Origin of the sequence: Cupriavidus sp. UYPR2.512 (assembly GCF_000379565.1) — a bacterium.
Classification (GTDB): Bacteria; Pseudomonadota; Gammaproteobacteria; order Burkholderiales; family Burkholderiaceae; genus Cupriavidus.
Window position 1 is genome coordinate 1 of sequence record NZ_KB903197.1, and the last position, 17,454, is coordinate 17,454.

Sequence of the window (17,454 nt, forward strand, 5' to 3'; positions counted from 1 at the left end):
CAATCCCTTCGACGCCGAGAACAACGCGCGCATGTCCGCCGCGAACATCACCGCCTTTGCCCTGGAAGCCGCGCCGCGCACCACGCGCGCGCAGAGCATGGACGTGCTGTCGTCGCAGGCNAACATCGCCGGCTACAAGGCCGTGCTGNTNGCNGCGCANCACTANCAGCGCTTCATGCCGATGCTGATGACCGCCGCCGGCACCGTCAAGGCCGCACGCGTGCTGATCCTGGGCGCGGGCGTCGCCGGCCTGCAGGCCATCGCCACGGCCAAGCGGCTGGGCGCGGTGATCGAGGCCTCCGATGTGCGCCCCGCGGTCAAGGAGCAGATCGAATCGCTCGGCGCCAAGTTCCTCGACGTGCCCTTCCTCACCGATGAAGAGCGCGAGATCGCCCAGGGCGTGGGCGGCTATGCCCGCCCGATGCCGCCGGACTGGATGAAGCGCCAGGCCGAGCTGGTGCACCAGCGCGCCGTCCAGGCCGACATCGTCATCACCACCGCGCTGATCCCGGGCCGCAAGGCGCCCACGCTGCTCCACGAAGCGACGGTGCAGCAGATGAAGCCGGGCTCCGTGGTGGTCGACCTGGCCGCCGCGCAGGGCGGCAACTGCCCGCTGACGCTGGCCGACGAAGTGGTCGAACGCCACGGCGTCGTGCTGATCGGACACACCAACCTGGCCAGCATGGTCGCGGCGGACGCTTCGGCGCTCTATGCCCGCAACGTGCTGGACTTCCTCAAGCTGGTCGTCGACAAGGACGGCCAGTTCACGCTGAACCTGGAAGACGACATCGTCGCCGCCTGCCTGATGACGCGGCGCGAAGAACTGGCGCTGGCCAGCTGAACCGGCAATCAAGGAGATCTCGATGGAAATGGTTAGCCACACGGTGATCAACCTGATCATCTTTGTACTGGCGATCTACGTGGGCTACCACGTGGTCTGGACAGTCACGCCCGCGCTGCATACGCCGCTGACGGCGGTGACCAATGCGATCTCGGCCATCATCATCGTCGGCGCCATGCTGGCCGCCGGCCTGACCGAGGGCTATGTTGGCCGCGCGATGGGCACGCTGGCGGTGGCGCTGGCGGCGGTCAATGTGTTCGGCGGCTTCCTGGTCACGCAGCGCATGCTGGAGATGTTCAGGAAGAAGGCACCCAAGGCGCAGCCCGAAGCCAAGGGGCAGCCTGGCGGCAAACTGGCGGAGGCAGCGCAATGAATGGCCTGTCGATGAATATGGTGACGCTGTCCTACCTGGGCGCGTCGGTGTGCTTTATCCAGGCGCTCAAGGGCCTGTCACACCCGACCACGGCGCGGCGCGGCAATACCTTCGGCATGGCCGGCATGGTGGTCGCGGCACTCACCACAGTGGCGCTGATCTTCAAGCTGAAGAGCGAGTTGTTGTCCGGCGGGACGGACCCGTCCGCGCCGGGCACCGGCCTGGCGCTGATCCTGGCCGCGCTGGTGGTGGGCGGCGGCATCGGTGCCTATGTGGCGAAGAAGGTGCAGATGACCAAGATGCCCGAGCTGGTCGCGGCGATGCACTCGCTGATCGGCCTGGCGGCGGTGTTTATTTCCGTGGCGGCAGTGGCCGAGCCCGCTGCCTTCGGCATCACGGCTGCCGGTTCGCATGACATTCCGCTGGGCAACCGCATCGAGCTCTTCATCGGCTGCTTCGTCGGTGCCATTACCTTCTCCGGCTCGGTGATCGCCTTCGGCAAGCTGGCCGGACGCTACAAGTTCCGCCTGTTCCAGGGCGCGCCGGTGGTGTTCGCCGGGCAGCACTGGCTGAACCTGCTGCTGGCGGTGGCGATGGTGGGCTTTGGCATCGCGTTCTTCCTGACGCAGGCGTGGATGCCGTTCCTGGTCATGCTGGCGCTCGCCTTCGTGCTGGGCGTGCTGATCATCATCCCGATCGGCGGTGCCGACATGCCGGTGGTGGTGTCGATGCTGAACTCGTATTCGGGCTGGGCCGCGGCGGGCATCGGCTTCTCGCTGAACAACCCGATGCTGATCATCGCGGGCTCGCTGGTAGGCTCCTCCGGCGCGATCCTGTCGTACATCATGTGCCGGGCGATGAACCGCTCATTCTTCAACGTGATCCTGGGCGGCTTCGGCAGCGACGCCGCCGCGAGCGGTCCGGCAGGGCAGACGCAGCGCAACGTGAAGTCGGGTTCGGCTGACGACGCTGCCTTCCTGATGGGCAACGCCGAGACGGTCATCATCGTGCCGGGCTACGGCCTGGCCGTTGCGCGCGCCCAGCACGCGCTGAAAGAACTCACCGAAGCGCTCACGGAGAAGGGCGTGACTGTGAAATACGCGATCCACCCCGTAGCAGGCCGCATGCCCGGCCATATGAACGTGCTGCTGGCCGAGGCCGAGGTGCCGTACGACCAGGTCTTCGAGATGGAAGACATCAACAGCGAGTTCGGCCAGGCCGACGTGGTGCTGGTGCTGGGCGCCAACGACGTGGTCAACCCGGCGGCCAAGAACGACCCCCAGTCGCCGATTGCCGGCATGCCGATCCTGGAGGCGTACAAGGCCAAGACCATCATCGTCAACAAGCGCTCGATGGCTGCCGGCTATGCCGGGCTGGACAACGAGCTGTTCTACATGGACAAGACCATGATGGTGTTCGGCGACGCCAAGAAGGTGGTCGAGGACATGCTCAAGGCCGCCTGAGCCCCTGAGCCCAATGCAGCGGAGACAAGCAATGAACCAGCAAGAACGCCACCTCGGCCTGTTTGCCGATCTGGAGGGCAAGGTGGCCCTGGTGACCGGGGCCTTTGGCGGCCTGGGCCTGCATTTTGCGCAAACGCTGGCGCGCGCCGGCTGCAAGGTGGTACTGGCGGGGCGGCGCGTGGCCGAAGGCGAGGCCGTGCTGGCGGAACTGCGCAGGCAGGGCGGGCAAGGCTGCGTCGTTGCGCTCGACGTCAGGGACCCTGCGTCGGTTGGTGCGGCGTTCGAGGCAGCGCGCCAACAGCTCGGCCCGGTCCAGGTGGTCGTCAACAGCGCCGGCATCGCCACCACCGGGCCGGCCATGGAGGTCGACGAGGCAGCCTGGCAAGGCGTGATCGACACCAACCTGAACGGCGCCTGGCGCGTGGCGCAATGCGCGGCGCGGATGATGCGCGAGGCCGGCAGCGGCGGCAGCATCGTTAATATCGCGTCGATCCTCGGCCTGCGTGTGGCGCAGCAGGTCCCGGCCTACACCGCCGCGAAGGCGGGCCTGATCCACCTGACGCGCTCGCTGGCGCTGGAATGGGCGCGGCAGGGGATCCGCGTCAACGCGCTGGCACCGGGCTACTTCGAGACTGACATCAACCGCAGCTTCTTCGAGACCGACAGCGGCCGGGCCATGATCGGGCGCATTCCGCAGCGCCGGCTCGGCCAGCCTCGCCAGCTCGACTGCGCGCTGCTGCTGCTGGCCTCGGATGCTTCCGACTACATCACCGGTACGGTGCTGCCCGTGGACGGCGGCCACGCGGTCAGCTCGCTCTGAGCCCACCCGCAATCGAGGAGAGCGATCCTATGCAACCAGCCCTTGCAGTTCCCGCCGCCACCGGCGGTTCCGGTTTCGACAGCGCAGCCCTGGCGGGGCTGCTGCATGCAGAAGGCCTGATCGAGCGGCCCGAACTGACCCTGGAGCGCCTTGCCGGCGGCCAGTCCAATCCGACCTACCGGCTGGCCTGCGGCGCGCAGCAATATGTGCTGCGCACCAAGCCGCCGGGAGAGTTGTTGTCGTCCGCCCATGCCATCGACCGCGAGTACCGCGTGATGCACGGGCTGCGCGACAGCGACGTGCCGGTGCCCCCGGTCTACCTGTACAGCGAAGACACCGCGATCCTTGGCACGCCCTTCTACCTGATGGGATTCATGGAGGGCCGCGTCATCTATGACCAGTCCCTGCCGGGCCAGTCCCCGCAACAGCGCGCCGCGATCTACCGCGAGATGAACCGCGTAATCGGCGCCTTGCACCGGGTGGACTACCGCGCCGCAGGCCTGGCGGACTACGGCAGGAGCGGCGGCTATGTGGCGCGCCAGGTCGCCCGCTGGGCCGGCCAGTGCCGCGACACCGGCATGGACGACAACCGGGCGCTGGCGGCGCTGGCCGAATGGCTGCCGCAGCACGTCCCGGACGCGGAGCAGACCAGCGTGGTGCATGGCGACTACCGCATGGACAACCTCGTCTTCCATCCCACCGAGCCCCGCGTCATTTGCGTGCTCGACTGGGAGCTGTCCACGCTCGGCCACCCGCTCGCGGACCTGGCCTACCACTGCATGAGCTGGCATATTCCGGCCGACCTGTGGCGCGGCATCGGCGGGCTCGACCTGCAGGTGCTGGGCATTCCGGATATGGCGACCTACCTGCGCTGGTACGGCGAGACCAACGGCACGCACGCGCTCGAGCACTGGGACTTCTATCTCGCCTACAACTTCTTCCGGCTGGCGGCGATCATGCACGGCATCGGGCAGCGTGCCAGGAGCGGCAACGCCGCCGCGGCGGATGCCGTCGAGACCGGCAGGAAGGCGGTGCCGCTGGCCGAACTAGGGTGGCAATTTGCCATGCGCTACCGCGCGGCAGGGCGCTAGCGTCGGCGCACGGTATGGCGCCAGCCGGATCGAAGTCTCCGCAGGTGACGGAGTCTGCCCTGGGTTCCTTATCGGGAATCAAAATTTGCCTTCCGATCCGGCCTGGCTTAAAGATAGGAAGGGGAGATGGGGGCCCGCGGATTCATGGCCGCATCGGAACCGGTTACCCCAGGCTGTCTGGCATCCCGAGGCTTCAGGAGACGTCAATGAGTGTGCTGATGCTAACGAATATCGACGCGACGACCACCGACGAGGAAATCCAGGAATTCATCGGTCGCTACGGCTTCCCGGCCTTCGATGAAATCGAGCGCCTGCCGGGAGACGGCACCCGCCCGGCCGTGTCGCTGCATTTCAACGCGGTCGAGGATGCCGCGCTGCGGCTCCTGCAGCCGCGCATCAACCACCTGTTCTGGAAGCAGCGCAAGGTGGACGCGACGGTGCTCACCGAGCGCTTCGAATAGGCCGCTGCCGCGGCTGGCGGGCATGCGGGTCCGGTGCTTCCTCGCTTGCCCGCCTCGGGGCATGCCGTGGCGGGGGAAGAGGCGAGATGAACAGGCGATACACGATCCTGCACGCGCTGGCGTGCAGTGCCGCAATGCTTGCGGGTGCAATACCGGCAGCGCCGGCCGTTGCCTATTTTGACCACTACCTTGGCGGCACCATCGTCGGCACGCTTACCCAGGACCAGCTCACGGCGTTGACGGATGTCTTCCGCAGGACCCTGGAGCAGGGCGCCGACGGCGCCCGCGTGCCGTTCAGGCTGCCACCTGACACGCGGGGGCGGCAGGTCGAAGGCTCCTTCACGTCATTGCAATCCCGGCGGGACCACGGCGACCGGTGCCGGCAACTGCGCAGTGAATTCCGCCGGGCTGGCGAAACCGAAGCCTGGACCGGGTGGTACTGCAAGGAGAATGACGGGAGCTGGAAGTCGCGCAAGCTGCCGAAGAAGTAGGGGCTCCGGGCGGACTAGTACCGCTCTTCGACATACCGATACGGATAGTCGGGCTCCCGGTATCCGCCCGCCTTCTGCCTGGCAGGCAGCTTGACTGGCTTGCGTTCGATCGCCTTGTACGGGATCTGTTCCAGCAGGTGCGTGATGATGTTCAGGCGCGCCCGGCGCTTGTCATTGGAATTGGCCACATGCCACGGGGCAAAGTCGGTATCGGATGCGGCAAACATGGCGTCGCGCGCGCGTGAATAGTCGTGCCAGCGACTGTACGAGCGCAAGTCCATGTCAGTGAGCTTCCAGAGCTTGCGGCCGTCCTTGATGCGCCCCTGCAGGCGGCGGGTCTGCTCCTCCGGGCTGACTTCGAGCCAGTACTTGATCAGGATGATGCCGGAATGCACGATGGCGCGTTCGACCAGTGGGACGGCGCGCAGAAACTCGTCGGCCTGCGCTTCGGTGCAGAATCCCATCACGCGTTCGACGCCGGCGCGGTTGTACCAGCTCCGGTCGAAGATGACGATCTCTCCCGCGGCGGGCAGGTGCGGCAGGTAGCGCTGCACGTACATCTGGCTCTTTTCGCGGTCGGTCGGCGCGGGCAGGGCGATCACGCGGAAAATACGCGGGCTGACGCGTTCCGTGATGGCCTTGATGGTGCCGCCCTTGCCGGCACCGTCGCGCCCTTCGAACACCACGCAGACCTTGCTGCCGCTGGCCTGCACCCATTGCTGCAGCTTGACGAGCTCGACATGAAGGGCGAAGAGCGCCTTCTGGTATGCCTTCTCCGACATGCGCTCGCGTTGCTGCTGGTCCGGCTTTTCGTCGAGGTTGTCAGCCGCGTCTGGTTCGCGCGGCGGCTCCGTCCGGCTCCCGTTGTCGTGGCGCTTCCCTTTTCGCCTGGCCATGATCTTCCTCCGCTGAGATACCGGTGACTTGAGTCCGGTCATGCGCTTTCAAACCTGGGGGTACCGCCTGCATGCGCACAGGCGGCTCGTTTCTACGATAGAAACAAAATCGGGGGAAATCCTCATGCCGATCCATTTTCCTGTCGAAACGCTTGCCGGCCGGCCTGCCGGACGGCAACCGGAATTCGGTTGAATTTCAATGTGTTCCGTACTACCTTCGTATCGCGTATGGAGCAATATCCGCTCCGTATATCGGCTGGCAATGGCGCGCGGCAGGAGAACATCCTCCAGCCCGGCGCGCTGCCCCAGTACGCCTCGGATGGCTCCGTCACCGGCTGCGAGGAGGGAACATGGCCTTTCTGGTCAGGCGGCTGCTTCAGTCCGGCTGCGCGTGGCTGTTTGTCGCGCTGGTGGCGGGAGCGGGCGGCGCCGCCGCCCAAGACGTACAGAACCCGCCAGCCACCTTCAAGCCCGAGGAGCTTGAGGCGCTGGTCGCGCCGATCGCGCTCTATCCCGATTCCGTGTTGTCGCAGGTGCTGATGGCCTCCACCTATCCGCTGGAGATCGTGCACGCGGCGCGCTGGGTCAAGGCCAATCCCAAGGTCAAGGGCGACGCCGCGGTCAAGGCCGTGGCCGACCAGCCCTGGGATGTCAGCGTGAAGTCGCTGGTGGCCTTCCCGCAGGTGCTTGAGCCGATGAATGACAAGCTCGACTGGACGCAGAAGCTGGGCGATGCCTTCCTGGCCCAGGAGAAAGACGTGCTCGCCGCGGTCCAGCGGCTGCGCAACAAGGCCCAGCAATCCGGCAATCTCAAGACCACCGAACAGCAGAAGGTCATTGTCGAGCCCGCGACCACGGCGGCGCTAGGCGTGCAGACCGTGGTGCGCATCGAACCGGCCGACCCGCAGGTCATCTACGTCCCGGCCTACAACCCCACCGTGGTCTACGGTTCCTGGGGTTATCCGTCTTACCCGCCGTACTACTGGCCGCCTTATCCCGCCTACTATCCGGGCGCCGCGCTGGCCACGGGCCTTGCCTGGGGCGTCGGGCTGGCCGCCGCCGGGGCGATCTTCGGCAACGCCAACTGGGGCGGCGGCGACGTGAACATCAATGTCAACCGGGCCACCAATATCGACCGCAACTTTGACCGCAGCAAGGTACAGGCGGGCGGGCGCTGGCAGCACGACGCCAGTCACCGGCAGGGCGTGGCCTACCGCGACAATGCCACCCGCGAGAAATTCTCCCGCGATGTGCCAGGCGGGGACCGGCGCAATGAGTTCCGGGGCCGCGAGGGTGGTGCCGGCGGGTCTGACCGCGCGGCGGCGCGCGACCGGGCCGGCGGGCAGGACCGGGCGGGTGCCGGAGATCGGGCCGGAGACCGGGCGGGCAATCGGGCGGGAGACCGCGCCGGAGACCGGGGCGGTGATCGCGCTGGCGAACGGGGCGGTGATCGGGCCGGGGTCTCTGACCGGGCCGGTGTATCGGACCGCGCAGGGGCCGCCGACCGGTCACGGGGCGGCGGTGAACGGGCCACCACCGTAGCCGACCGCGGCGGTGGCGGGCGGGACAACGCATTCCAGGGCGTGGGCGGCGGCGCGGCGTCGCAGCGCGACTTTGATCGCGGACGCTCCAGCATGCAGTCGGCCGGTGGCCACGCAGGCGGCGGCTTCAGCGGCGGCGGCGGGGGCCGTGGCGGCGGCGGCTTCAGCGGCGGAGGGGGCCGTGGCGGCGGCGGACGCGGTGGCAGGCGCTAGCGGACCAGGGAGCCCTCGATCATGACGTCACCACTAAGCCTTGCCCGATCCCTGTCTGGCCGCCTGGCCTGCGCGCTGGCGCTTGCGCTCGCGCTGACCGTTGCCGGCATGCACGCCGCGCACGCGCAGAAGCCCTTCAAAACCCCCGAGGCCGCCATGAACGCCTTTGGCGAGGCGGTCGCCGCCAGCGACGACGATGCCATGAAGGGGCTGCTGGGCGCAAAGTTCCACGACCTGATCCCGCCAGTCGGCGCCGACATCCGGTACCGCTTTCTCGAGGCCTGGCGGATCTCGCATGCGGTCCAGCCAGAGGGCGACAGCCATGCCCGCATCGCCGTAGGCAATGACGGCTGGACCCTGCCAGTGCCGCTGGTGAAGACATCGAAGGGCTGGCAGTTCGACACGCGTACCGGGGTCGACGAGATGCGCATACGCCGCATCGGCCGCAATGAACTCGCGGTGATCCAGGCCATGCTCGCGGTCTATGACGCCCAGCGCGAATACGCCCGGACCGACCATGACGGCGACGGCCTGCTGGCCTACGCAGGCAAGCTCGCGAGTACGCCGGGCAAGCAGGACGGGCTGTACTGGCCGACATCGGAGGGCAAGCCGCCCAGCCCGCTCGGGGCCGCATTCCTGACCGCCGGCAAGCGCAACCCGGGGCAGGGCGGCTACTACGGCTATCACTACAAGCTGCTGACCGCGCAGGGGCCCAACGCACCCGGCGGCGCGTACGACTATGTCGTCAATGGCAAGCTGTTCGGCGGTTTCGCCGTGCTGGCCTGGCCAGTGCGGTATGGCGATACCGGCGTGAAGAGCTTCATGGTCAGCCACGATGGCCAGGTCTATGAGCGCGACCTGGGGCCCGACAGCGCCGGCAAGGCCGCGGCGACCAAGACCTTCGATCCCGGCCCTGGCTGGACCAAGGTGACACCATGAAGCATGGGCTCGGGCTCCTGGCGGGCGTTGCCGTGTTCGCCGCCGTGCCGGTGCTGACGGCATGCTATCCCTACCCTTACCCCGCCGAGGTGGTTCCGACCACCTACCCGGGGCTGCAGCCCAGCCGCTACGACCGCGCCTTTGCCGCTGCCGCCGGCGCCATGCGCGACCAGGGCGTGGCGATCAGCACGGAGGATGCCGTGGCCGGCACGGTGGAAGGAACCCGCAACAACCTGCCGGTGAGGGCCAGCGTGCGCCGCCAGGCCGACGGCACGGTGCGGGTGCAGTTCGACGGCACCGACCCGTCGGATCCCCGCCTGCTCGAGCGCATCTCGCGCAGCTACGACGCGCGCATGGGTCGCTGAGCCGCGCTGGCTGGCGCACTGGCACCCGGAGGAACAGCTTTTCGTTTGGCGCGATGCAAGACATGCACGCCCGCCAGGAGCGCCTCGGCGCCCCCGTCAGGCAACGCGCTGCGCCGCCCCTGCCAGGGCAAGCCTCCTCATTTTTTTATCCGCTCACCGGCTATCGCCGGCGTCGGCCCAGGTGCCGGCCAGCGCAGCGATGCAGCGCCAGCATGTTGCTTTGAAGCGGCATCATGCGCAGATGCACTGAGGGCTCACCGTGACCCCACGCAGCGTTCAAGAAGCGCCTGGCCGCTGGTCACGGGTGCGGTACAGGTGCGATGTCGGCACACATAGGCTGCCGGCCGGCCGTCGACCGGGAGCCGCCCCTGGCCGACCGGAACGTCTTCGGCGAATGCCAGCACGCGTGCCGGAAGATAGGTGCGGTGAACGCTTTCCACCAAGGTGGCGGCCGCCGCCTTGTCGCCGGCAAGAATGATCCCGAACGCGCCGCGCTGTGCGAAGTCCGCCGCGGCCAGGAGGTGCACGAAGCCGGCCGGAGCCGCGGTGGCGGCAGCCCGGTAGCGCTGGATTTCGTGCTCGGCGAGGTCACGATAGCGATCCTCGCCTGTGAATTCATGCCAGCGCAGGAAGGACAACACGCTGGCTGAAATGCCAGACGGCCAGGCGCCGTCGTACGGCGCGCGAGGCCTGTGTACCAATGGCTCGCCATCATTGGGTGTGAAATACAGCCCGTCGTCCCAGAAGTTATCGATGATGAGCGCCACGAGTTCGGCTGCGCGATCAAGGTATTGCTTGTCGAAGCAGGACTCGTAGAGGTCGATCAGCGCGTTAGCCAGGAAGGCATAGTCTTCCAGGAACCCTGGCACCTTGACTGTGCCGTTGTTCCAGTACCGATACACACCGCCGTCCGGCATGGTGAGCTGGTCCCGGATAAAGCTGGCGGCACGCCTTGCGGCGGCGAGGTGTGCGGGGTTGCCCGTTGCCTGGTAAGCCGCGCAGAGTCCCTGGATCATGAGACCGTTCCACCCGGCGAGAATGTTGTCGTCGCGGCCGGGGCGCACGCGCCGGCCGCGTGCTGCCAACAGCCGCTCGCGCCAGCCTTCCAGCCGTGCCTCCTCCAGAGGCGTCAGCGTGACGGCACGGTGGAGCACCGATCTGCCAGGTTCAAAGTTCCCGCCTTCGGTCACGCCGTAAGCGCGACACGCCAGGGCGCCCTCGGATTCGCCCAGGACTGCCTTCACCTCGGCCGCTGTCCAGACATAAAAGCGGCCTTCCTCGCCTTCGCTGTCGGCATCCTCGCCGGCATAGAAGCCGCCGTCGGGGTGTGTCATGTCTCGCACAATGTACGCGATAGTTCCCTCGAAGACACGGCGCCAGGCTTCCTTTCCGGTCAGGCGGTAGGCGTTGGCGTAGAGTGCGGCGAGCTGGCCGTTGTCGTAAAGCATTTTTTCGAAGTGGGGCACGGCCCAGCGTTCGTCGATACTGTAGCGGGCAAAGCCACCGCCGAGCTGATCATGGATGCCGCCGGCCGCCATGCCGTCGAGCGTGCGCTCCAGCGCATCAAGCAGCGCGGGTTCATGCGTTCGCTGACAGATGCGCAGCATGAGGTCATACGCGCTTGCGTTGGGAAACTTGGGCGCTCCGCCCAGGCCGCCATGGGTCGGGTCCGTGTTGCGCGCGAGGGCGAGGGCTGTCCGCGCGGGCAGGTCCTGGACTTGCGCGGCGTCTTCCGCGTCTTCACGGCTCAGGACCGCTTCGTCCAGCTGCCGGAACCCCTGTCGGAACTGCCCGATGGTATTGCGCAGTTCCTGGCGGCGATGTGTCCAGGCTTCGCTCAGGCTCAGCAGCACGCGCTCGAGCCCAGGGCGGCCGTAGCGGTCGTCCGGCGGAAAGTAGGTGCCACCGTAGAAAGGCTCTCCTTGCGGCGTCAGGAACACCGTCAGCGGCCAGCCGCCGTCCTGTCCCATCATCTGGGGGACTTTCTGGTAAATGTCGTCGAGGTCGGGTCGCTCCTGCCGGTCGACCTTGATGCTGATGAACCGTTCGTTCATCAGGCCGGCGATCCGGGGATTCTCGAACGATTCGTGCGCCATGACGTGGCACCAATGGCAGGTGGCGTAGCCAACCGAAAGCAGGACCGGCTTGTCGTCGTCGCGCGCGCGGCGAAACGCCTGTTCGCACCACGGATACCAGTCGACCGGATTCTCCGCGTGTTGCCGCAGGTAAGGCGAAGTTTCTGTGGCGAGCCGGTTTGTCATCATGGTCTCCAGCCTGGGCCGGTGGGACAACTGTGGCGCAGAACAGGGCGCGCGGCAAGCGCGTGGCTCGTTTGCGGCATCAGGCCACCCCAACCCCTTGTGACCAGTGCTGGTATCGCCAGGTAAAGCCATCGCGCGGTGGCATGGTGCCGGTCGGCGCCCCGCCGCCACGATAGGCGAAGGTGTACAGCACCAGCGCCGTGCGCCGCGAAGAATACCTGTCCCGCAGAGGCATGGCCTCCCTTGCCGGCCACCAGCGCGGTGCAAGCAGCGCGCCGCTGACATAGGCCAGGCCGCAGTGCCCCCACCCGGCGGCCGACAGCTGCCACAGCCAGCGGTAGCCCGCGTCGGGAGGGCGTGAGCGAGCGCGCATGCGACTCCTTGTTTCAGTCCGGATCAGGTACCGCTCTGATCCGATCCGTCCACTTTTGCATTTCCGGACGGTTTGCCGGCCAGGGACAGTGATCGGTTAAGGAGACTGTGGCAAAAAAAGCTGCCCGGGGCAATGAAGGTTACAGTGCCTGCCGGCACGTCACCAGCAGGACGTCTCATTCCTGCCCCGCTCAGATTCGGCAACCCGAATCGCTCGATGGCGGCGCCGGCGAGGCGAGTGGTCAACGTCGCCCTGTATGCCGCCAATAAAAAGAGCACCTTCTACAGGTGCTCAGCGCTTCCAACTATGGGGGGCGTCCGAACCGGGTCAGCACTTATGATCCGGTCCGGACCTGCAGGCATATGTGGCCTGCACGATCACGCTTCATCTGGCAAATCAGCCAGGAAACATGATCGTTTCGCTGACCTACCTTCGCTTTACTCAAGCGTGTCTCAGTCAGCACTTCGAGTATAGGGCAGCCGACGATCAGGTCAACCTGAATCTGGCTGTGCCGCCGCGCGGGCAGCCTGATCCATCGATCTGCGCTACAGGGCCGCGATGAACTCGTCCCACGGCGTCCCTTGCAGCGTCTCGGTCGCGGCGTGTCCATAGCCTCGGATGATCAACGCCGCCCGCTCGAGTTGCTTCAGGTCGTCCGTCTCAACAATGTCCACGACATCAAAGCGCCCGAGTGTCAGATAGCTGTCCTTCCAGGTGACAGCAGGGCATTCGGCCTTGATTTTCTCGGCCACCGTGGCGGCGAGCTTCTTCATGTCCTTGGGATCCGTGAACGCGTCAGGAGCGAGACGGCTGAGGATGACGTATGTAGTCATGGCATACCTCCGTGCAAGAAATGGCTCCGCAAACCGGCACGGCAGTCATGCGGGAACAACCGGCCGCAGTCTTTCAGTCTATGTCATCGCCGCTCGCCTGCTGCGGCGTGTCCCAGAACCCGGTGGGCCATCAGCGAACTCCCCGCGGCCATGGCTTTGATCAGCAATGCGCCTGCGCATGCAGTTCCACCACGTCTCGATCGGCTACCGGATGATCGGCGCCCACCTGCTGGCCGCTGAACTTGCCACTCCCCCAGATGCGGGCGAACCTGAACGTACGCGCGAGATCAGGGTGCACCTGCAAGGCGACATCCAGCACGGTGTCGCCGCGGCGCATCGCAAATGGCCGACGCTGGTCGACGGGTTTCCCGGGTGCCTTGGTGTAGACACGCACGATGCCCAGAGCCCTGAAAAGGAACGGACCGACCTCGTCCAGTCCTCGCCCACCGCTTGCCGAGGTTGCGAGCGCCGGAAAGCGTACACCGAGCAGGTCTTCGAGCACGGCCGCGTCTTCCGGGTTGGCGAGATCAGTCTTGTTGGCCAGCAGCAGCGCAGGGAGCTGAATACTGAACGGGTCAGCCGCCGGCTCCGCCGTCGCCCCAGGGCTGTCGGCCTGACCCGGCCAGCGCTCCGACAGAAATATCCTTGCCTCGGCGAGCCGCCGCAGAATCAGCGCCAACTGTTCCGTACAGTCTGGCGCGCTCAGATCGACCACGAGCAGTACGCCGTCTGTCGCCCGCAATATGTCAGTGAGCCCCGGTTGCATGAATTCGACGGATACAGGTGGCAGATCCACCAGCTGAAAAGCAATGTCGTCGAACGGCAACATGCCGGGGACCGGAAACTGCGTAGGGTGGGGGTAGGGCCCGACCTCGCTGGCCGATCCTGTCAGCCTTGCGTGCAGGCTGGATTTTCCCGCGCCGGGCGGGCCGATCAGACAGAGCTGGGCCGCCCCTTCGGGATGCACCGCATGTGCCGGCGCTCTGTGAGCGGCCTTCCCGTGGCCCGCGGATGCCTGGGTGAGTTCCCTGATCCGCGACTTGATATCGGCCTGCAGACGCTCCGTCCCCTTGTGCTTCGGCATGACACGGAGCATCTCCTTCAGGCATTCGAGCTGCTCGCGTGGCTGGCGTGCCAGCCGATAGGCTTGTTCGGCCTGCTTGTACTCTGGAGTGAGGTTTGCTGGCATGGGCTGTCGCCAGAGTTTCAGCGTCCGGAATCCGAAAGAGCGATCCAATCGGCAAAGGGCAGTTTCATTCTAGTCTGTCATCCGCGCTGCTAATGGCGGGCAGGACAGGCAGTGGCGCCGCCGTAGCCGGTCTCCAGCCCGACCTTTTGCTCAGCACGCAAGGCAGCCCCGCCCCTGCATGGTGTTGACCCCGCACAGCAGGCCCAGCCCGACGACGAAGTAGCTGCCGGTGACCCGCAGCGCCTGCGGCCGCGCATCGTTCCAGTCGCAGGACACTGCATCGCAATCCCACGGTCTACCGCGCATCGGTTGCGGCACCTACCATTGGCCCATGGATCATTGCCTGCCACTATTGGTCGGCATACTCGGAGAACAGACATGAAGCGCATTCTGGGCGTCTACAGCGCACCGCGTCAGCACTGGGTCGGAGATGGCTTTCCGGTGCGCTCGATGTTTTCGTACATGAGCCACGGCAAGCAGCTGAGCCCGTTCCTGCTGCTGGACTACGCCGGGCCGGCCCACTTTACGCCGACGCAGCGCCCGCGCGGGGTTGGCCAGCATCCGCACCGCGGTTTCGAGACCGTGACCATCGTCTACAAGGGCGAGGTCGCGCATCGCGACTCGACCGGGCAGGGCGGCGTGATCGGCCCCGGCGACGTGCAGTGGATGACTGCGGGCGCCGGCATCCTGCATGAGGAATTCCACTCGCCGGACTTTACGCAAAGCGGCGGCGCGCTGGAAATGGTGCAGCTGTGGGTCAACCTGCCGGCCCGCGACAAGATGACCACGCCCGGCTACCAGGCAATCGTCGACCGCGATATCCCGGCGGTGCCGATGCCCGATGGCGCGGGCACGGTGCGAGTGATCGCCGGCGAGTACGCGGGCAAGGCCGGTCCGGCGCGCACCTTCACGCCGATGCATGTGTGGGATATGCGCCTGAACCAGGGGGCTGGCACGCGGCTGGCGCTGCCGCAGGGCTGGCATACCGCGCTGGTGGTGCTGCGCGGCAAGATCACGGTCAACGCGGAGGCGACGGTGCGGGATGCCGAGATGGTGGTGCTGGACGGTGCCGGCGAGGATGTGAACATCGAAGCCAGCACCGACGCGGTGGTGCTGCTGCTCAGCGGCGAGCCGATCGACGAGCCGATCGTCGGCCATGGCCCGTTCGTGATGAACACTGAAGAGCAGATCGCCGATGCCTTCCGCGACTTCAGCAGCGGTCGCTTCGGCAGCATCGCGGCGGGCGGCCGGTAGGCGAAGGGGGCTCGCCAACGCGAGCCCCCGCTTCGGTGCGGCCGGACTTACTGCACGTTGCCGGCGACCGCGATCACCTGGCCGGTGATGTAGTTGGAATCCGGCGAGCAGCTCGAGCACGCGCTGCTGGCGCGCGCCAAGGCCGACATGGTGGCCGCGGCGCTGGCCAACGGCATCGTGCCGGCGCACAACGCCTGCCTGAACCTGAAGGATGCCGAGGTGATCGGCGGCGATGCCACGCGCGCGCGCAATCAGTTCGGCTTCCTGCGCATGTGGAGCATCTATCCGGCGCAGATCCTGCCCATCGTCAATGCCATGCGTCCCGATTTCACCGAGGTGGAGGACGCGGCCGGCATCCTGTGCGCGGCGCAGGATGCGGACTGCGGCCCGATCCAGTACCAGGGCGAGCTGCATGACCGCGCCACCTATCGCTATTTCTGGGGCGTGCTGGAGAAGGCCAAGGTCACCGGCATGACGGTGCCGGCCGAAGCCGACAAGCGCTTCTTCGCGGCCTGAGCCGCGTGCTCCCGGGGCGCGGCGCCGCTTGCCTTACAATGCGCGGACCCATTTTCATGGAGCGGCCCCGGGGCCAGTTCATCGCCATGCGCAAGCACCGGTGGCTCCTGGCGGGGTTGGGCGCTGAGCCGGGTTCGGCCGGCCTGCGGCTGGTCCGCCATTACAAGGACGCGCAGGGCAGGATCCTGGAGATCACCGACACGATCTATCCGGCGGACCGGGTCACCGTGGCGTTCCAGCTCAAGCGCAGCCGGGTTCAGGTCTAGGCCGCGGTTGTCTCCGTTATCTCTGGTCTGTGCATGAGGTGCCGCGAGTACTGCCGATCATAAGCAGGGGCTTGCGTTCGAAATTACCAGTTGGGGGATTCGCAGGTGAGGTGCCCATCGCCAGAGGCTCTGCCTGATTCATCTTCCTTCGCGGCGCTCCTGAAGCGCCTGTCCGTGTGAGGCAGTGCATACCGGATGCTTGGGGCGACCGCTACAATCCACGATGGGACATTTATGAACATGGCAAGAAGGATCGATGACTTACATCGTTGAAGCGGTGGACGAAGCGCTGGGTTTGCTGATGCTGGTGGCCGAGCATCCGTCGCTGGGCGTGACCGAGCTGGCCAGGCGAGCCGGGCTGACCAAGGCGCGCGCCTTCCGCCTGCTAACCACGCTGGAGCACCGCGGCCTGATCGCGCGCGAGTCGCCGGCGGCGGTCTACAAGCTCAGCTACAACGCGCTGCTGGTGGGCAATGCCGCGCGCGAGCAGTTCGACCTGGTCAAGCTGGTGGCGCCGCGGCTGGCGGCGATCGGCGCGGCCTGCGGCGAGAACGTGATCGTGCGCGTGCGCGACGGGCTGGAGTCGGTGTGCGTGGCGCGGCATGAGTCGACGCAATCGGTGCGCGTGCATACCGAGATCGGCAACCGGCGGCCGCTGCATGTGGGGGCCTCTGGCAAGCTGCTGCTTGCCTTCGCTGCGCCCGAGGTGCTGGACGCCGTGCTGGACCACCAGCTTGAACGCTTCACCGCCAAGACCATCATCGAACCCCAAGCCCTGCGCGACGAGCTCGCGGCGATCCGCGCCGCCGGCTATGCCGTATCGCTCGGCGAGCGCGATGCCGATGCCGTTTCTGCCGCCGCGCCGCTGCGCGACCACAGCGGGGTGGCAGTGGCGTCGCTGAGCATCGCCAGCCCGGCCAGCCGGACCACGCAAGAGGCGCTGGACCGGCATGTGGCGATGGTGGTGGCGGAGGCCGCCGCGCTGTCCCGGGTGCTTGGCTACACGGGCGGCTGAGTACAACCAGGCGCGGCTGGCCCGCGCGAGTCTTCCAGATTCCATGGCGGCGCTTCGGCGCCGCTTTTTGTTGGATCTTCGGGGATATGCGGCGGGTGGGCTTTGGGGGGTGTTTGGCCTGTTGTCGTCATGCGGTCGGTTGTCGTTCTTGGCGGGCGTGGGCTGTTTCGCCGGCGCAGCCGGCGAGTCACTTCTTGTCCGAGCGACAAGAAGTAACCAAGAAACGCGTCGCCTATGCGGCTGGCAATCCATT

20 protein-coding genes are annotated in these 17,454 nt (G+C 66.7%); 14 read left to right on the forward strand and 6 right to left on the reverse strand.

All coding sequences use genetic code 11. The annotated features are described in order from the left end of the window. The 7 genes from A3A5_RS0135445 to A3A5_RS0135475 form a co-directional block, all read left to right on the forward strand. Window positions 1-841, forward strand: an 841-nt coding sequence (locus A3A5_RS0135445; protein ID WP_018315167.1) for an NAD(P) transhydrogenase subunit alpha, incomplete at its 5' end; no start/stop codon positions are given. A 22-nt stretch (window positions 842-863) separates the two neighbouring features. Next, the gene (locus A3A5_RS0135450) at window positions 864-1,214 is read left to right on the forward strand and encodes an NAD(P) transhydrogenase subunit alpha (RefSeq protein WP_018315168.1); all 351 of its coding nucleotides are present in this window, start codon (window positions 864-866) and stop codon (window positions 1,212-1,214) included. Next, entirely contained in the window at window positions 1,211-2,677 is a 1,467-nt protein-coding gene (locus A3A5_RS0135455) for an NAD(P)(+) transhydrogenase (Re/Si-specific) subunit beta (protein ID WP_018315169.1), read from the forward strand. Before A3A5_RS0135450 ends, A3A5_RS0135455 begins: the two co-directional genes overlap by 4 nt. Before the next feature lie 31 nt (window positions 2,678-2,708). Beyond that, entirely contained in the window at window positions 2,709-3,497 is a 789-nt protein-coding gene (locus A3A5_RS0135460; protein ID WP_018315170.1) for an SDR family NAD(P)-dependent oxidoreductase, read from the forward strand. Between the two features lie 29 nt (window positions 3,498-3,526). After that, the gene (locus tag A3A5_RS0135465; protein WP_018315171.1) at window positions 3,527-4,588 is read left to right on the forward strand and encodes a phosphotransferase family protein; all 1,062 of its coding nucleotides are present in this window, start codon (window positions 3,527-3,529) and stop codon (window positions 4,586-4,588) included. 206 nt (window positions 4,589-4,794) lie between these two features. Continuing rightward, on the forward strand, window positions 4,795-5,049 hold the full coding sequence (locus tag A3A5_RS0135470) for a hypothetical protein (RefSeq protein WP_018315172.1): 255 nt from the start codon (window positions 4,795-4,797) through the stop codon (window positions 5,047-5,049). Window positions 5,050-5,135: 86 nt separating this feature from the next. After that, entirely contained in the window at window positions 5,136-5,540 is a 405-nt protein-coding gene (locus A3A5_RS0135475; protein ID WP_018315173.1) for a hypothetical protein, read from the forward strand. A 14-nt stretch (window positions 5,541-5,554) separates the two neighbouring features. On the opposite strand, the gene ppk2 is transcribed toward A3A5_RS0135475, so the two are convergent. Then, on the reverse strand, window positions 5,555-6,322 hold the full coding sequence (ppk2, locus tag A3A5_RS0135480; protein ID WP_051108613.1) for a polyphosphate kinase 2: 768 nt from the start codon (window positions 6,320-6,322) through the stop codon (window positions 5,555-5,557). Between the two features lie 464 nt (window positions 6,323-6,786). Between ppk2 and A3A5_RS0135485 the strand changes: the two genes are divergently transcribed. Genes A3A5_RS0135485 through A3A5_RS0135495 form a run of 3 tightly spaced genes read left to right on the forward strand, consistent with a single transcriptional unit; the run spans window position 6,787 to window position 9,494 of the window. Next, window positions 6,787-8,190, forward strand: a complete 1,404-nt coding sequence (locus A3A5_RS0135485; RefSeq protein WP_018315175.1) for a DUF3300 domain-containing protein — start codon at window positions 6,787-6,789, stop codon at window positions 8,188-8,190. Window positions 8,191-8,211: 21 nt separating this feature from the next. After that, window positions 8,212-9,129 (forward strand): DUF2950 domain-containing protein, encoded by a 918-nt coding sequence (locus A3A5_RS0135490; protein ID WP_018315176.1) that lies wholly within the window; start codon window positions 8,212-8,214, stop codon window positions 9,127-9,129. Then, window positions 9,126-9,494, forward strand: coding sequence for a hypothetical protein (locus tag A3A5_RS0135495; protein ID WP_018315177.1), 369 nt, complete (start codon window positions 9,126-9,128; stop codon window positions 9,492-9,494). The genes A3A5_RS0135490 and A3A5_RS0135495 overlap by 4 nt, the downstream gene beginning before the upstream one ends. Before the next feature lie 254 nt (window positions 9,495-9,748). On the opposite strand, the gene A3A5_RS0135500 is transcribed toward A3A5_RS0135495, so the two are convergent. From A3A5_RS0135500 to A3A5_RS43875, 5 genes are all read right to left on the reverse strand, one after another. After that, entirely contained in the window at window positions 9,749-11,758 is a 2,010-nt protein-coding gene (locus tag A3A5_RS0135500; protein ID WP_232431568.1) for a thioredoxin domain-containing protein, read from the reverse strand. A 76-nt stretch (window positions 11,759-11,834) separates the two neighbouring features. Next, window positions 11,835-12,128, reverse strand: coding sequence for a hypothetical protein (locus tag A3A5_RS0135505; RefSeq protein WP_018315179.1), 294 nt, complete (start codon window positions 12,126-12,128; stop codon window positions 11,835-11,837). Window positions 12,129-12,673: 545 nt separating this feature from the next. Beyond that, window positions 12,674-12,961, reverse strand: coding sequence for a GYD domain-containing protein (locus tag A3A5_RS0135510; RefSeq protein ID WP_018315180.1), 288 nt, complete (start codon window positions 12,959-12,961; stop codon window positions 12,674-12,676). Between the two features lie 160 nt (window positions 12,962-13,121). Beyond that, entirely contained in the window at window positions 13,122-14,150 is a 1,029-nt protein-coding gene (locus A3A5_RS0135515) for a TGS domain-containing protein (RefSeq protein ID WP_018315181.1), read from the reverse strand. Window positions 14,151-14,300: 150 nt separating this feature from the next. Beyond that, on the reverse strand, window positions 14,301-14,456 hold the full coding sequence (locus A3A5_RS43875) for a hypothetical protein (RefSeq protein ID WP_157637393.1): 156 nt from the start codon (window positions 14,454-14,456) through the stop codon (window positions 14,301-14,303). Between the two features lie 72 nt (window positions 14,457-14,528). Here A3A5_RS43875 and A3A5_RS0135525 point away from each other — a divergent pair, with 72 nt between their 5' ends. From A3A5_RS0135525 to A3A5_RS0135540, 4 genes are all read left to right on the forward strand, one after another. Continuing rightward, window positions 14,529-15,404, forward strand: coding sequence for a pirin family protein (locus A3A5_RS0135525; RefSeq protein WP_018315183.1), 876 nt, complete (start codon window positions 14,529-14,531; stop codon window positions 15,402-15,404). A gap of 93 nt (window positions 15,405-15,497) precedes the next feature. After that, window positions 15,498-15,920 carry a hypothetical protein gene (locus tag A3A5_RS40025; protein WP_018315184.1) on the forward strand — a complete coding sequence of 141 codons (423 nt, stop codon included), beginning with the start codon at window positions 15,498-15,500 and terminating at the stop codon, window positions 15,918-15,920. Between the two features lie 56 nt (window positions 15,921-15,976). Continuing rightward, window positions 15,977-16,186, forward strand: a complete 210-nt coding sequence (locus A3A5_RS0135535) for a hypothetical protein (protein WP_232431569.1) — start codon at window positions 15,977-15,979, stop codon at window positions 16,184-16,186. Window positions 16,187-16,442: 256 nt separating this feature from the next. Continuing rightward, a complete protein-coding gene (locus A3A5_RS0135540) occupies window positions 16,443-17,201 on the forward strand; it encodes an IclR family transcriptional regulator (RefSeq protein ID WP_018315186.1) in 759 nt (252 codons plus the stop codon). Window positions 17,202-17,454 lie beyond the last annotated feature (253 nt).